Source organism: Streptomyces sp. NPDC091682, assembly GCF_044756625.1.
Lineage (GTDB): Bacteria > Actinomycetota > Actinomycetes > Streptomycetales > Streptomycetaceae > Streptomyces.
This window is the reverse complement of record NZ_JBIVTH010000028.1, coordinates 1-14,951: the sequence shown is the minus strand read 5'-3', so window position 1 is coordinate 14,951 and position 14,951 is coordinate 1. Positions and strand designations below refer to the sequence as shown.

12 protein-coding genes and 4 pseudogenes are annotated in these 14,951 nt (G+C 71.0%); 6 read left to right on the top strand and 10 right to left on the bottom strand.

The window, feature by feature from the left end; translation table 11 throughout:
• Nucleotides 1–75: 75 nt before the first annotated feature.
• A pseudogene (locus tag ACIQK6_RS37865) lies at nucleotides 76–962 on the top strand (universal stress protein).
• A gap of 190 nt (nucleotides 963–1,152) precedes the next feature.
• Here ACIQK6_RS37865 and mdlC read toward each other — a convergent pair.
• The 8 genes from mdlC to ACIQK6_RS37825 all read right to left on the bottom strand — a co-directional run bounded on the left by mdlC (nucleotide 1,153) and on the right by ACIQK6_RS37825 (nucleotide 9,867).
• A complete protein-coding gene (gene mdlC, locus ACIQK6_RS37860) occupies nucleotides 1,153–2,739 on the bottom strand; it encodes a benzoylformate decarboxylase (RefSeq protein WP_329107235.1) in 1,587 nt (528 codons plus the stop codon).
• Between the two features lie 48 nt (nucleotides 2,740–2,787).
• A complete protein-coding gene (locus ACIQK6_RS37855; RefSeq protein ID WP_329107237.1) occupies nucleotides 2,788–3,171 on the bottom strand; it encodes a hypothetical protein in 384 nt (127 codons plus the stop codon).
• Complete coding sequence (locus tag ACIQK6_RS37850) at nucleotides 3,168–3,536, bottom strand: nitrile hydratase (RefSeq protein ID WP_402696983.1); 369 nt, start codon at nucleotides 3,534–3,536, stop codon at nucleotides 3,168–3,170. The genes ACIQK6_RS37855 and ACIQK6_RS37850 overlap by 4 nt, the downstream gene beginning before the upstream one ends.
• Nucleotides 3,533–5,311: a CocE/NonD family hydrolase gene (locus tag ACIQK6_RS37845; protein ID WP_402696981.1), complete on the bottom strand. Its 1,779-nt coding sequence runs from the start codon at nucleotides 5,309–5,311 to the stop codon at nucleotides 3,533–3,535. The genes ACIQK6_RS37850 and ACIQK6_RS37845 overlap by 4 nt, the downstream gene beginning before the upstream one ends.
• A gap of 371 nt (nucleotides 5,312–5,682) precedes the next feature.
• Nucleotides 5,683–7,044 (bottom strand): nicotinate phosphoribosyltransferase, encoded by a 1,362-nt coding sequence (locus tag ACIQK6_RS37840; RefSeq protein WP_402696979.1) that lies wholly within the window; start codon nucleotides 7,042–7,044, stop codon nucleotides 5,683–5,685.
• A 218-nt stretch (nucleotides 7,045–7,262) separates the two neighbouring features.
• Nucleotides 7,263–8,147 carry a universal stress protein gene (locus tag ACIQK6_RS37835; RefSeq protein WP_402696978.1) on the bottom strand — a complete coding sequence of 295 codons (885 nt, stop codon included), beginning with the start codon at nucleotides 8,145–8,147 and terminating at the stop codon, nucleotides 7,263–7,265.
• Between the two features lie 19 nt (nucleotides 8,148–8,166).
• Nucleotides 8,167–8,973, bottom strand: coding sequence for a CBS domain-containing protein (locus ACIQK6_RS37830; protein ID WP_402696976.1), 807 nt, complete (start codon nucleotides 8,971–8,973; stop codon nucleotides 8,167–8,169).
• Between the two features lie 669 nt (nucleotides 8,974–9,642).
• Entirely contained in the window at nucleotides 9,643–9,867 is a 225-nt protein-coding gene (locus ACIQK6_RS37825; protein ID WP_402696975.1) for a DUF1918 domain-containing protein, read from the bottom strand.
• A gap of 501 nt (nucleotides 9,868–10,368) precedes the next feature.
• Between ACIQK6_RS37825 and ACIQK6_RS37820 the strand changes: the two genes are divergently transcribed.
• The 3 genes and pseudogenes from ACIQK6_RS37820 to ACIQK6_RS37810 all read left to right on the top strand — a co-directional run.
• Nucleotides 10,369–11,124 (top strand): VOC family protein, encoded by a 756-nt coding sequence (locus ACIQK6_RS37820; protein WP_329107253.1) that lies wholly within the window; start codon nucleotides 10,369–10,371, stop codon nucleotides 11,122–11,124.
• Between the two features lie 190 nt (nucleotides 11,125–11,314).
• Nucleotides 11,315–11,782 (top strand): Hsp20/alpha crystallin family protein, encoded by a 468-nt coding sequence (locus ACIQK6_RS37815; protein ID WP_329107256.1) that lies wholly within the window; start codon nucleotides 11,315–11,317, stop codon nucleotides 11,780–11,782.
• A 114-nt stretch (nucleotides 11,783–11,896) separates the two neighbouring features.
• Nucleotides 11,897–12,305: pseudogene (locus ACIQK6_RS37810) on the top strand (universal stress protein); the annotation flags it as partial.
• 77 nt (nucleotides 12,306–12,382) lie between these two features.
• Here ACIQK6_RS37810 and ACIQK6_RS37805 read toward each other — a convergent pair.
• A pseudogene (locus tag ACIQK6_RS37805) lies at nucleotides 12,383–12,538 on the bottom strand (gluconate kinase); the annotation flags it as partial.
• A gap of 209 nt (nucleotides 12,539–12,747) precedes the next feature.
• Between ACIQK6_RS37805 and ACIQK6_RS37800 the strand changes: the two are divergent.
• Nucleotides 12,748–12,939 carry a hypothetical protein gene (locus ACIQK6_RS37800; protein WP_329107258.1) on the top strand — a complete coding sequence of 64 codons (192 nt, stop codon included), beginning with the start codon at nucleotides 12,748–12,750 and terminating at the stop codon, nucleotides 12,937–12,939.
• A 143-nt stretch (nucleotides 12,940–13,082) separates the two neighbouring features.
• Nucleotides 13,083–13,244 (top strand): annotated as a pseudogene (locus ACIQK6_RS37795) (hypothetical protein); the annotation flags it as partial.
• A gap of 13 nt (nucleotides 13,245–13,257) precedes the next feature.
• On the opposite strand, the gene ACIQK6_RS37790 reads toward ACIQK6_RS37795, so the two are convergent.
• The gene (locus ACIQK6_RS37790) at nucleotides 13,258–14,601 is read right to left on the bottom strand and encodes a phosphoribosyltransferase family protein (RefSeq protein WP_402696973.1); all 1,344 of its coding nucleotides are present in this window, start codon (nucleotides 14,599–14,601) and stop codon (nucleotides 13,258–13,260) included.
• Nucleotides 14,602–14,951: the final 350 nt, after the last annotated feature.

Genomic DNA, 14,951 nt, shown 5'->3' with positions numbered 1-14,951 from the left:
GCCGCCTGCCACCCGTGTGGCCGCGGCGCATCGCCGGGGAGAAGCTTGACATGAGGGACCGAGTGAGGGAGCGCTGTGAGTGGTCTGGTGATCGTGGGAGTGGATGGCTCGCCATCGAGCTGGCCGCCGTGGAGACGGCGGCCCGGGAGGCCCGACGGCGTGGGGCGGGTTTGCGGGTGGTGCACGCCTTCCACTGGCCGGTCATGCCAGTGCCGTTGGGGCCCGTACCGCAGGACCCGGCAGAGCGCGAGTTCCGGGTCATGGTCGAGAAGCTGGTCGCCGAGGCGGTGGAGCGTGCCAGGGCGGTGGCGCCCGAGGTGGACGTCACCCATGCCGTGGTGACGGGGGAGCCGTTGACCGTGCTGGAGGCGCAGTCGCGTGGCGCAGAGCTGGTGGTCGTCGGATCCCGGGGCATGGGAGGCTTCGTCGGGCTGCTGGTGGGCTCCACGACGGTGAGGATCGCAGCTCACGGCCAGTGTCCGGTACTTGTGGTGCGGGAGCAGCCGGATCCTGCGGGGCCGATCGTGCTGGGAGTGGACGGCTCCCGGGCCGGGGCGGCGGCGGTCGATTTCGCCTTTGCGGAGGCCGCGCTGCGCGGTGTCGGGATCCTCGCCCTGCACGCCTGGACCCCGTGGAACGCGCCAGTACCTCCACCGCAGGATCCTACCGAGCCGTATGCGAGCCGACCGGGCATGCTTGCCCAGGCCGAGGAGGCCGTGCTGGCCGAGGCACTCGCGGGCCGCCGGGAGAGGTACCCGGAGGTATCGGTCGAGCACCGTGTGACGCGCGGCGGCACCCGTGAGGCTCTGATCGAGGCAAGCAGCACCGCACAGCTCCTGGTCGTCGGCGCTCGGGGGCGCGGTGGCTTCGTGGGCCTGCTGCTGGGATCGGTGAGCCAAGCCATGTTGCACCACGCACATTGCCCGGTCGCAGTGGTGCGGCGGCCCGGCGAGCGCCGCTGACCGCCGACTCGGCCGCTGCCGCGAAAGCCGCACGACCGTCACCAGGGCCTTCTTCGATCTCGCCGACACGATCACCACCGTTCGCAGGGTGATCCGCCGGGCCTGGGCCGCCCACCGCTGGGAGAGGATCTCCAGTTGAACCGGAGCGATTCCGTCGACCACCGCTCCGTCCTGCCTGGGCGGGCGCCGGTCAGCCGGCGTCCAAGGGCTGCTGGGGTACCACGATCAGGTGCGGCTCTTCCGTGGCCAGCGCGGCTTTCACCGTCGCCGTCAGCCCGGCGAGGGTGTCGATCCGGGTGGTAGGAATCCCGTATGCCGAGGCGATGCCGGTGACGTCGATGCCGGGGATCTCGAGGCCGGGTACGCCTGGCGCCCGCATGACCTGAGTGAATTTCTTGAGTGCCCCGTACTCGCCGTTGCGGGCGACGACGAACACCACCGGGACCCGGTACCGCGCTGCCGTCCACAGCGCACTGACCGTGTAGTGCAGGGCCCCGTCACCGAGCATGGCCAGCACGCGGCGCGACGGATCGCCCAGTTGCAGGCCGATGGCTGCCGGCAGGCCCCAGCCGAGGCCCCCGGACGCCGGAAAGTACAAACTTCCCGGTCGTGAGATGTCGAAGCGGTCCCAGGTGGTGTCGACCGATGTCCATTCGTGGGCGAGAACGGTGCTCTCGTCCTTCGCTGCGTCGAGGGCGTCGACGATCGCCTCCGCGCTGAATGCCGGTCCGGCTTCGCCCAGGCGGCTGGTTCGTTCGAGTGGTGGTGGCGGCGGCCGGTGGCGGGCGGGCACGGTGTCGGCGAGCCGGGCCAGGGCGTCGGAGGGGTTGCCGACCAGGATCCGGCCGAACGGGGCCCGGGCTGCTTCATCGGGATCCGAGGTCACGGCCCAGAACTCGGTGCCCGGAGGCAGGTAGTCGCCTTCCTCGAATTCGTGATAGCGGAAGATCGCCGCTCCGAACGCCACCACGAGATCGTGTCCGTCGAAGCGATGTGCGACCCCGGGGATGTCCGACGGCAGGACCCCTCGAAAGCCGGGGTGCCGGGTGGGAAACGGACAGCGGGACGGGCTCGGCGCCACGAACACCGGAAGGGCGAGCCGGTCGGCGAGCCGGGACGCCCCGTCCCATCCGGTGGCGTCGTCGATGCCGGGCCCGACGACCATGACCGGGTTGGCCGCGTCGGTGAGCCGGTGGCGCAGGAGGTCGAGGGTCGCTTCGGAGACGACCGGGTCACCCTGTACGGCGCGGGCCTTGAGGTGCTTCAGCGCGCCGGGATCCGCCTGGTGGTCCCAGTCGTCCAGGGGCAGCGAGATGTAGACCGGGCCGGCGGGGGCGGATCCTGCCAGCAGGATGCCCTGCGAGAGCGCCTGGGGCACGTCCTCGGGGCGCAGCGGTTCGCTGCTCCATTTCACCAGCGGGTCGGCCAGTGCCGTGGCGTCGACGTTGGTGAGCAGCGCATTCAGGGCGGTGTAGCGTCGGGCCTGCTGTCCGGAGGTGACGACCACGGGCACATGGCCGGATTGGGTGTTGGTCAGGTTCCCCATCGCGTTGCCGGTGCCGGCCGCGGCGTGCAGGTTGACCAATGAGGGTCGGCCGGTCGCCAGGGCGTAGCCGTCCGCCATCCCGAGAGCCGCGCCCTCGTGGAGTGCGAGGATGTAGCGGAAGTCCTCGGGGAAGTCACGCAGCAGCGGCAGCTCGTTCGAGCCGGGATTGCCGAAGATGGTGGTGATGCCGTGACTCCGGAGCACCTCGAAGAACGCGTCGCGTACGTTCACGCCACTTTCCTCTCCCACAGTACGGAGCACGGTGCGCGGTCGGCACGATCAGCGACCTGTGGTGGAACTGTCGGCGTCATCGACGGCGTCTCCTCTCGCCCACAGCGCTCGCATGTCCCGCAGCACCCAGGTAAGTGCCTCGTTGGGGATCAGGTAGCCGCCGATGCCGCTGCTGTGCAACATGTCGTAGATCCGTCCGGACACGTCGGCCAGTCGGGCGGCCGGGTCGACGCCCGGCTCGGGGGGAGCCGGGATCACCGCGGTGATGGTGTCCGCCCGTTGCTCGATGACCTCGATGCGGTACGCGCCGTCGACGACGGAGCCGAAGTAGGCGGCGAGCGCCGCCTTGGGGTCGGCCAGCAGCGCTGCCCTCATCGCCGGGTCGGTGCTGAGCAGCCGGTAGTGCTCGGTGAAACGATCGGCACCGCTCATCGGCCGTCCTCGCCGCCATGATTCCGGTACTGCTCTCGCATCTCCAGCAGTGCCGTCTTTGCGTCCTGCGGCAGGATCCAGACGAACTGGTCGCCGCTGCGCCACAAGTCCATCTGGTTCACGACGTTCTCGCCGCCGTTCTCTTCGGAGGGCACGGGCGGGATGACGAGGTACAGCGTGTCCGGACGCTGGAGTCTCACGTCGAACCGCATGGCGGGCGGTACGTCGATGCCGAGCCGGGTCAACGCCGCGCCGGGGTCCTCGGCCAGTGCGGGATCGCTCCAGGCGAGCATGGTCAGGGTTTGCTCAAGGTCGAGGCCGGCCGGACCGCCGGATCCGGCATTCGCATCGGGTGCATCTCTCACGTGCTCACGCCCGCTTCCGGGGTGTGCCGGTCGGGCTGCCCGGAGACGGACAGCACGAGCCTCGACGACGAATGGACGGTGTTCCGGCTGCTCGTGCCGACGGGCGCGTGGCGGAACCCCATGATGGCGGGGGTGCTGTGGTCCTGGTCGTCGCTGGTGACCACGAGCCGGATGCGATGCCCGGTGGCGAACCTTCGGGCGTTGGTGACAAGTGGGATCCGATAAGTGGTGACCAGACCCGGGACGACGCTCTCGGGTTCGCGACAGGGGAGTTGGGGCGGCCCGGCCGAGTCGGCGTCAGGATCGATCCGGCGCAGGCCGGCCCGCAGCCATCCGGCGGTGACGTCGACGGCGGTGTCGTCGGGCGCCACGTCCTGGAGAGTGACGATCCATGCGGTATCGGTGGCGGTGGCGCTGGCATGGAGCTCGGCCTCGATGTCGCCGGCGACGTCGAGCGCCTCGGTCAGCGGTTCGCTGGTCCACGCCAGTTGGGTGGGAGGGTCGGCGTCGCTCGGCCGTGATCGTCCGAGTCCCTGGCCGAGCACCATGAGCGACCGCTCTCCCGGGGCCCCCTGGTCGTCACCGAGCGCGCCATCGGCCCGGAGGCTCCATTCGAGTTGCCTACTGCCCTGCGGGGGCCACACGTCGCTCGTGCGCCACTCGTCGGCGCCGGGCATCCAGTACCGGATCGCGGGGCCGTCAAGGATGCCGGTGTCCTGATGCTTCAACCAGTGGTCGAACCAGGCGAGCGCCTCTACATGGAGGCTCTCCCACGGCCACGTCAGCCCGAACTCGCCGAGCATCGCGACCCGGACGACTGGAGCGTTGGTCAGCGCCCGCAAGGCGGGGAACGTGGAGGGGAGGTGAAGTGGAACGTTCTGCCAATCACAGCCGAGATAGGTGGGGACCTCGACGCGGTCGAGCAGCGGCAGGAGGTTCCGTTCGTCCCACCACTCGTCACGCAGCGGGTGCTCGACCGCCATTGCGCGCCACAGGTCGTCCCACGGGTGTGGATCGTGGTGGAGCTTGAGCGCAGCATGGAGGAGAGCGATCGACGACTCGCCGTTCATGGTGGCGAACTTCCGGTGAAGTGGCGCCGTACGCAGAACGTCCCGGACCGCGTCGACCAGCGGGCCGCGCCAGAACCGATCGCTGAGGGCCGAAGTGAGCCCCACCATGGCGAGAAAGGGCGTCACGAAGCCGGAGCTGAACAGCCCGTGGTGCATCGCCGCTTCGTACAGGTCGGTGGTGACAGCCACGGGGAAGATCGCCCGCAGGTGCGCCGGGCGCTCGACAGCTGCCTCCAGCTGCGCCATGGCGAAATAGCTGATGCCGATCATCCCGACGTTGCCGTCGCACCACGGCTGGCTCGCTGCCCACTCGACCAGGTCGTGCAGGTCACGACGTTCCTGAGCGTCGAAGAACCCGAACGTCCCCCCGGAGCCCCCCGTCCCCCGGAGGTTGGCGATCACGTGTACGTAGCCGCGCGGCACCCAGAAGTCGGATGCGCCGGCCTCGATGAAGCCCATCGGGGCGCCCAGGTCCTGGATCTGGCGCGGGTACGGTGACGCCGCGATCAGTGCGGGAAACCGGCCGTCGCCATCCGGTCGATACACATCGGCCAGCAACTCGATGCCGTCGCGCATCCCGACGGTGACGTTCCGATCACGCCGCATGCCGTGTTCCGGTTCCGACAGGTTGCGGTACTCGCGGCCCGTGGTCTGCGGACCGTTCAGATGGCGCTGACCCGGTTCGACTCCCGCGACCCTGGACACGAGCCCCCTTCCCTGTGCGGTGAGCGGTTACGTCACCAGACCGAGGCTAACAGGGCATATCGGGAAAATCCGGCTTCTCTCGAGTGTCGGCGGCGCCACCGCACGCCCCCTCTTCGCCGCCCGAACGGGACGTCTTCCGAGCGTGGATCGGGGACCTCGATCCGCGATCGGTAGGAGTGGAGTGCGATCTGCTCGAGCCGGGAGGAGACGCCGAGCCGGACGGACACGGTCTCCCCGGCGGTCACAGAGCGTCGCAGTTCCATGATCGCGAAGACCTGGGCCCGCCCGGCCACCCAGATCCCCTTCCCCACCCGTTCAAGCGGGGCCGCGCACGCCGAAGGGGTGTGGATGCGGAGGACCGCGGTCGGTGATCAGCTCGGCGACGCTGTGGTTCCGCACGGCAGGTCAGTCCCGATCGAGGCGGTGATGTGCCGCCTCACCTCGTCCGTCAGGGCGGCCAGGCGGGGCGACACGGCGGCCACCGGCGCCCGGGGGCTGTCGATCCGGCGTGCCGCCTCCGGCGCCTGTGCGAGATCCGTCTCGCACCGGGCGCGCGCCGACGCCAGGGAGGAGTGCGGACCGATCCTGCGCCCGCCCCGCATCACGGTCCGCAGCAGCGGCTCCGCCCCCTCGGGGACGTCCTCGTCGCGCAGGCCGACCGTGTCCTGGAGGCCATGACGGCGGAAAACCTGCTTGGGGGCGGGTTCGGTCGCCTTGGCGGAGGAGAGCTTCATCACCGGGCGGCCGTCGTAAGCGACGAGTTTGTACGCCGCGTCGAGGTACGGGGCGTCGGCGGACACGCCCATCTTCGTACCGACCGCGTACACGTCGATCGGCGCCCCGGCCCGCACGAGAACGTCGATCGCGTACTCGTCCAGGCCGCCGCTCGCGATGATCCGCACGCCCGGCAGCCCCGCGGCGTCGAGCAGGGCACGGGCGCGCCGGGCGAGGGCGTCGAGATCCCCGCTGTCGAGCCTGACCGCGCAGCCGGCCGGGTCGCCCAGTTCGTGGAAGACCTGCGCGGCGGCCTCGACGCCGTGCTCGGTGTCGTAGGTGTCGACGAGCAGGGTGACAGGGCCGGGGTGGGCCCGGACGAAGGCCCGGAACGCGTCGTGCTCGGTGGGGAAGGATTCGACGTACGAGTGCGCCATCGTGCCGGAGGCGGGAAGGCCGTACTGCACGGCGGCGGCCACGTTGCTCGTTCCGGCGAACCCCACCATCGCGCTGAGCCGGGCCGACGCCCTGCCTGCCTCGGGGCCGTGGCTGCGGCGCAGCGAGAAGTCGATCACGGGGTGTTCGGCGGCGGCAAGGACGCACCGGACCGCCTTCGACGCGACCGCGGTCTGGTGGCAGACCAGGGTGAGCAGGTACGTCTCCACCAGCTGCGCCTGTGGCAACGGGGCGGTCACCTCCAGCAGCGGCTCCCCGGCCAGGACGAGTCGTCCCTCCGGTACCGCGCGTACCTCCCCGTCGAACCGCAGTCCGAGGAGTTGCCGGAGCTCATCCGGCCGCCGGTGCAGTGCCTCCGCGAAGTCCCGCACATCGGCCGGGCCGACCGTGAAGCCGGAGAGGAAGTCGAGCGCGGGCTCCAGCCCGGCCGCCACCAGGAATCCGCGGCCTTCGGGCAGATCCCGTACGAAGAGACTGAACGTGGCCGGCTCCTGCATCCCCTCGCGGAGGTACGACAGGGCCATGGTGACCTCGTAGAGGTCCGTGGTCGTCACCCTGGACATGCTTTCCTCCTCTGCGTCGGGCCTTCCCTCATGAGGCTTCGGGCTCCGAGAGTCGGCAGTGGACGTTCACCGAGCCTTCACCGCCCGTACGAGTCGCTCCGCCACCGCGATCACGGACCACGCCGAGCTGGGCAGGACCCCGCCGACGGCCTGGGCCGCCCGAGCAGGTCGCCGTGGCGCAACATCTGTCCTGATGAGGCACCGTGCGGCCGGGGAGGTCATGCTCGGATGCTCCCCTCGATCTTCGGCACGACCGCCACCGGGCAGAGGGCGTGGTGCAGCAGGGCGTGCGCGACGTGGCCGAGTTGCAGGCCCAGGTGGCGCTCGTGGCGTTGTGCGCCGACGACCACGAGGTCGGCCGCCGCGGTGCGTTCGACGAGGATCTTGTGCGCGGGCCCCTCCACCAGAGCCCTGTGCAGCCGGACCGGCGGGTGTTCGCGCAGCGGCCCGGTGAGGGCCTCGTCGAGCACGGTGTCGGCACGTGCCCGGTGGTAGACGCACGTGCCGTCGGGGAGGGCAGGGTGGTCGACGGCCTCGGGTGCGGGGCACCGCCAGGCACGGACCGCGTGGAGCTCGCAGTCGCGCGTCGTGGCCTCGCGCAGGGCGAACCGTACGGCCTCCGGGCCTCCGGGGGTGTCGGCGACGCCGAGCAGGATGCGGTCGTGCGTGCCGTGGAGGCCGGCCTCGTCGCCGCGGACGACGACGACCGGGCACGCGGCGCGGGCGGCGACCGGCAGGCTGGCCGAGCCCAGCAGGAGGTTTGCGATCTCGCCACGCCCCCGTGAACCGGTGACCAGGAGCCATGAGGTACGGCTCTCCCGAAGCAGCGCGTGCACCGGGTCGTCGGCGAGTACCTCGGTGTCCACCTCGAGGTCCGGGTTCCGCCGCTCGGCGCGGCCGGCGGCGACTCCCACGACGTCATGGCCGACCACCTGTCCGGCCGACCGGTCCTGGCCGGGCGCCGGGGGCTCGTACCGCTCCCACCGGGAGGCGTACACGATCCGCAGGGAGCGCTTGTGCAAGGCGGCCTCGTCCACGGCCCAGTCCAGTGCCTCGAAGCCGTAGTCGGAGCCGTCGACGCCGACGGTCAGGGGGAGTTCCATCGGGGCCACCGCCGCCCTCTCATCCGTCCCGCACGGTCAGTTCGTCGAGCACGGCGGTCACCACATCGAGCCCTTTCACCTCGGCGAGCAGCCGCGCGGCGTCGTCACCCGCCACGGGGCCCCGGAGACGGACCACTCCCTCATGGACGGTGACCTCCACCGTGTCGGCGGCCTCGGGGAACATCTCCCGGACGCGGCCCTCCACGCCCTCACGGACGGCCGCGTCGTCCTGGAGCAGGGCGTCCAGCAGGGTGTGCCGCTCGACGGTACCCACGAGCCGCCCGTCCGCCTCGGTGACCGGAAGGCGCTTGAGGCGGGTGAGAGCCACCAGCCATGCCGCCTCGGGGACCGTCGTGTCCGCCAGGACGGTAATGGCTGGGCTGGTCATCAGGGCCTCGGCCGTCTCCTTGCCTGGCTCGACCGCCGGCCGGGTGTCCCGCAGCCGGCGTACGGTGCTGGGGCGGTGCGCCTGCGCGGCGACCACGGCGAGGAGATCGGCTTCCGAGACCACGCCCAGAACCCGGTCGTCGGTGTCGACGACGGGCAGTGACCCGATGCCGTGCTCGGAGAGGGCTCGGGCGATGTCGGGGAGGGCGGTGTCGGCGGTGACCGACGGATGGGGCACGGCCATCAGGTCGCTCACGACGAGGTCTGTGCGGGGGGCCCGGGCGGCAGGCCGGGCCGCCTTCGCGGCGGACACGGCCGCGATCGCGCCGAGGTACCGCATGAGGGCGTCCTGCCGCAGCGGCTCGTCAGGCATGTAGGCGCGCCCCGGCACGCCTCGGCGGGCCTCGGCGCCCGCTGAGTACTTCTCACTCTCGTTCATGGCGCTCGCTCCATATGTGGTCCCGCGGTTCGGGCTTCGCGCCGCTCGCTGGGGCGCGTCGAGTTCCTGTTCCTCCGGATTCTCCAAGCCCCTCGGCGGGGGACTCGCACGGCCCGTGCCGGGGTCTGGGCGTGTGCTTCGCGGACGCTCATCCGGTCCTCGGGCCGCTCGGTGTCCGATGTGTGCTCACTCATGGGCGACCTCGGACCCATGGATCACGCCATCGACAGACACGCCATGGGAAGGCGGCGCGGCCACTGTGTGCCACTTCGCGCATGTGCAGGGCGGCCGGCGACGCTCCGTCGTGTGGCGGTCCGCAGCGCATCGACGTCACTACGGTCCGGGAGCGGCTCCGATCCGTCCGCTCCTTTCCTACTCGCCACCACCCAGTCTTCCTCGGCCACCCGAGACGCGCAGGGGGCCGAACGGACCTTTTCCCGGGGCTGAGGGTCCTGCCGACCGATGGCGCGCGGTCGGTGTCCTGCGTCGGGGTATGCGCCGCACCGGCCGTTTCGAGTGCCGAATGCGGCGGCCCGTCGAGGCCGTCGGCAGTGACCGTTCCCAAGATCCAGGCCGCCAAGCGCCCTCGCTCTTCCGCGCCCTTGCCCCACCGCGCTCGACGATCCCGCGGATCCGAGGAGACATCCAGGGCGTCGGGTCCGGACTCCGTCATCCGTAGGGAGAAGCCGACCTACGTGCCGTGTGCTCGTCCGCGGATTCAATGTGGGCTTCAGGTCCGGGGAAGAAGACGGTCTCCCGGTCATCCTCCGTCCAGCGCACGACATATGGCGGTGTGCCGTCCGGATGCTCAAGACGCACGATCTGACCCCGGCGGCGCTGCCCGCCCAGATGCACGGACTCCACCACGATCCAGTCTCCGACGTGTGCGCGCACGGGGTGCTCCCTCCGCCTGTTGCTCGCCGACCCTCCCACCAATTCGAGAGTACGCTTCGAGAGCCGCTCCTGAGTCGCCGAGGCCGTGCGGCTGATGGCCGTGCGGCTGATGGCCGCCGCCCCGGCCGCTCGATCACGGCAGGCAGGCTTCCTGCCGGGCACGAGAGTGAGGGTGCAGGTCCGCCCGATCCAGAACCAATCCGTATGGCCCTCTTCGCTGCTGATCCGTGGTCCCCTGGGCCAAGCTCATCAGACCGCCTGGTCGACGGCGCCGACGCGCTCTCCGTTCTGCGCCTCGTGGGAGGCGCCGGGCTACGGTGGAGGAGCCAGAGCAATGACCGCCTCGTGCCGCCGCGGCCGACTCGGGAACCTGCCCGCCTGACTGGCAGGAACGAGTGATCCTGTGCCCGTTCGGGGGCGGCGGTCCGGATGACGAAGAGAGGCGGCATCGTGGTGCTCGTAGCAGCGGATGTGGTGGGTTCCCCGTGCTGGCTGAGTCTGATGGCACGTGACCGTCAGGCCGCGGAGCGTTTCTACGGGGCGGTACTGGGTTGGACATTCCGGACGGGTGGTTTCGGGCGTGCCTTCTCGGTGGCGGAGCAGGACGGTGTGCCGGTGGCGGGGATCGGGGCGATGGCTGGTGCGCTGGCAGTGCCCGTGGCGTGGACGGTCTACTTCTCGGTGGACGACGCCGATGTCACCGTGGCCAGGATCCGGGAACGTGGGGGCACGGTCGGGGTGGGCCCGGTCTCCTATCCGCCGCGCGGCCGGGCAGCTCTCGCGACCGATCCCGAGGGGGCGGGTTTCGGTATCTGGGAGGGGCGTGTCCTGTCCGAGTGGAGTGTCGGGGACAGCGAGGCGCCGATGTGGCTGGAGCTGCACACCAAGAACGCCTTCGACGCGGCCGTCTTCTACGGTGAGGTCCTGGAGTGGGCGCGGGCGGCGGAGGAGGGCAGCGGGTGCTGCGACGTCTCCTACGAGGAGGACCAGGTCGTCCTGCGGCGCGAGGGCCGGCCTGTAGCGCGCCTGAACAGCGGGCCGGTCGAGGCGGCCGCCGCCAGGCCGCAGATGCGGCCCCGCTGGCTGGTCCACTTCAAGGTCCCGGACCTGACGGCGGCGCAGGCGGCAGTAGTGGAGAACGGTGGCAGCATCGTTCCCGACGCGGAGCCGTGGGGTGAGGGAGAACTGAGGGTGACGGTGAGTGACCCGGACGGCGGCCTGTTCACCCTCGACCAGTCGCCTTCCGCCTCCACGTGACAACGCCCACCTGCGCAGTTCAGCGATTACTACCGGCTCGCGGTACTGCACACGCTGTGCAGCGGGGCGCCCACGGGCGCACGGCCGGCGCGGGTGCTGAAGGGTGCCGGTGCACGACTCGCCTTCCGGGCCACGGAAGCGGAGGATGGGAACTGACCTCGTATCCGGTGCTTCATGGAGGTGAACCGTTATGACCCTGCCTGTACGCCACAGGCCAGGACAGCTTCTGGAACGGGCGTTTCCCGCGTTGGGCTGGGGCGAGCCGATGGCCGGCGAGCTCGACGAACTCTTCGGGCGGATGAACCAGCTGCTCGCTTCCGCCGCGCCCGCCGGAACCTGGGCTCCTCTGGCAGACATGCACGAGACGGACGACGCATACGTGGTCGAGGCGGAAATCCCCGGGGTCAATAACGAAGACATCGACGTCGAGATCGGCGATCGGGAGCTGTGCATCACCGGGGAGTACAAGGAACGCGAGCGTGAGGGCGTGCTACGGCGTTCCACCCGCCGCACGGGACGCTTCGAGTACCGGGTGCTGCTGCCCTCTGACGTCAAGGCCGAGGACGTCACGGCGGCCATGGCCGACGGAGTGCTGACCGTGACGGTTCCCAAGGCCGAGGCCGGCAAGCCGAGACACATCGAGATCACCGCGAGCTGACATACGGACACCACATACGCGTCCGGGGCGGACGGTTTTCGAGGCCGTCCACCTCAGCTCTCATCGCCTCGAACCGCACCCGCCGGCGGTGCCCGCGCCACACCCCGGCTTCTCCGGGCACTGAAGCTGCACGGCTCGTGTGACGACCTGCTCGCATTCTCCTTCGCCACCGCCGCGGCATGGGGCATGCCCCTGCGGGCCGTCCACGGCCGAACCCTGCCGGTGCACGCGCACGCTCCCTGGGGCGCGGACCACGACGTGACCGAGAAGATCGCGGAGGAGGCACAGAAGCTCCTGCCAGGCCCTCGGCCCCTGGCGCGAGCGGTTTCCAGGTGTGGAGGTGGCCGACAGCCTCGGTCTCGAAAGCCCTGCCAAGGCCGTGGCCCGTGCCGCTGAGGGGGCCGGGCTGCTTGTCGTCGGCCGACGCAAGCATCGTCCTGCCCTGGCACCTCGTCCGGGGCCCGTGGCCATCGCCGCTGTTCATCACGCGCGCTGCCCCGTCGCCGTGGTCCCCCATGACTGAGCCGACCCACCGCGAGGAGCCGAGGTTGCCGGTGCACGAAGCCGACGCGTCCGTCCTCCGGACCGGCACGGGTCTCGTAGGGCGGATGCGCGGTCGAGCAGGGCCGCGCAGGACTTGTTGGTCCACTCGGGCGTGCGCAGGCGGCCTTCGCCATGGTCGGCGGCTGCGGATTCCTCCGCCGGGATGCCTGCCGGCTCCTTGCGGAGGCGGTCGCTGTGGAGCAACGTGACGCCGTGTGACGCCCGGCCGGCCGTACGTCCGTACGGCTCTGTCCAAACCCCTGCCTTCCGTCGCCCCTGAGGGGGCGGCCTGCTCAGCCAGTCTGCAACTCGACCGCCGAAAGGCGGCACCCGTCGGATGCGTCCGGTGGTCCCGCACCCTGCCATGGCACAGAGTGGCACGTGACGCCCGTACACCCACGTCTTGATCACGGAGGCTTGTCATGACCCAGAGCACCCCCTCTGAGCACGACCGTCTGACCCTCGTCGAAGCACAGGTGCAGACACTTGCCCAGGCAGTCCGGGCACTGGCCGAAGGTCTGGAGGCCAACCCCTCACAGGACACGGACGCGTCGGCCCAGGCGGCGCGCGGTGCACGGCTCGCTCATGAACTTCTCCTGGCCCAGGGCCTGTAGCACCACGGCGAAGTCCCGCGTGACCGAAGGCGGCGACGGGGTGCCGGAGTTGTAGCCGTGCGCTGTCGCCGCCTCGGCGCGGAGAGCCGCTGTCGCGAGGCCTTGATCTGCACCCTCGGTGAGACCTCCGGGCCCATCGCAACCCGGCCGTTTCGGTGGCGCTCGCGACACGTGGAGCGTTCCCTTGGCGCAGGGTGCCTGGATACGTCCTCGCGCAGATGGGCGGAGCACCGGCGACCGTGATTCTGGGAACGGCCTCCGGGGCCCGTCAGCGGTCCCGGACGGGCGCCCGGGCCGGCGCCCCAGGACCGGCGGCCATCACGTCTCTCGGTGTTCGTCGGACCCGCGGGGAACGGCGCCGAGGTGGGGAAGGTGGCGGACGAACCAGTCCAGCGCGGCGTCGGCCACGGCGTCCAGGGCGCCGGGTTCCTCGAAGAGGTGGGTCGCACCGGGAACCACGCCGACCTGGTGCTCGCAGCGCAGCCGGGCGGCGGCTTGGCGGTTGAGATCCAGTACCTGATCATCGGCTCCACCGACGATCAGCAGGGTTGGGGCACGTACGGCTGCGAGGCGGGAGACCGCCAGGTCGGGACGTCCGCCCCGGGAGACGATCGCGGTGATGTCGGAGCGGGGTTCGGCGGCGGCCATGAGCGCGGCCGCGGCGCCCGTGCTGGCGCCGAAGTAGCAGATGCGTAGGGGGACCCGCGTCCGGAGCCAGCTCGTGGCCTGCGTCAGGCGCAGAGCCAGGAGCGGAATGTCGAAGACCTTCGCCCGGTCCCGCGCCTCGGACGGGGTGAGGAGGTCGAAGAGCAGCGTCGCCAGCCCCGCACGGTTGAGGACCTCGGCCACGTGGCGGTTGCGGGGGCTGAGGCGACTGCTGCCGCTGCCGTGCGCGAAGACGACGACGCCCGCCGCGCCCTCGGGTACGGTCAACAGCCCGGGCAACCCCGTGCCTCCCGCGTCCACCGCCACTTCACCCGTCTGTGCCGGGCCTCGACCCGAAGCCTGTGCAGGCGGTGCCGGGCGGGCCCGCGCCGCCGTGGCCAACAGCGCGGCAACTTCCTCGTCTTCCACCTGCGAGAAGTCCTCGTACCACTGGCCCACCGCGTAGAAATGACGGGGTACCGAGAGGCACACCACCTCGTCGGCCTCGGCCCGAAGCCGCTCCAGCGCCTGGGGAGCCGCCACGGGGACGGCCAGGACCACCTGCGCGGCTCCGTGCTCCCGCGCCACCTCGCACGCCACGGACGCGGTCGATCCGGTGGCGATTCCGTCGTCCACGATGACCACCGTGCGTCCGGTGAGCGCAATGCGCTCCCGACCGTGCCGGTAGCGCGTCAGACGCCGCTGAAGTTCAGCCCGTTCGGCTTCCTCCACCCGAGCGCAGTCCCGTTCCCCCAGGCCGGCGGCACGGACCGTCGCACCACTGATCAGTCGTACGCCGCCCTCACCGATGGCGCCGAACGCCACCTCGGGCTGGAAGGGCACGCCGAGTTTGCGGACCACGATCACGTCCAGCGGCGCGCCCAGGACACGTGCCACCTCCGCGGCCACGGGCACCCCACCGCGGGGGAGCCCGAGTACCACCGGCTCGGCCAGGCCGAGCCGGGACACCTCACCGGCCAGCTGTCTTCCGGCCGCCGTTCGATCGGCGAAGAACATGCTGCGCCTCCTTGTCGCCGGCCTCGCCCCGTCGGCTTCCGCCGCCGAAGAGGCGGGCCGGAAGGACGGGGTGGCTGGAACCCGACGGTTGCGGTGTTCGGCAGGCCGCGTGGCCGGGGGCCGGGCCAAGGGCCCCCGGCCACCGCCGCATCGGAGGCCGAAGGGCCGGCGCGGCACAGAACCCCCGATTCCAGGGTCGTACCGGCGCCTGAGGTCCGCATCCGCATGCGGCGTCGTCGCGAGTGCGCCGGGCAGGCGGGGGGGGTGTCTCTATGTCCTTCGTCAAGGACGTGGTGCCGGGTATGCGGGCGTTTGGGGTGGTCATGCGGCGAGGGTGATGGTGGGGGTTC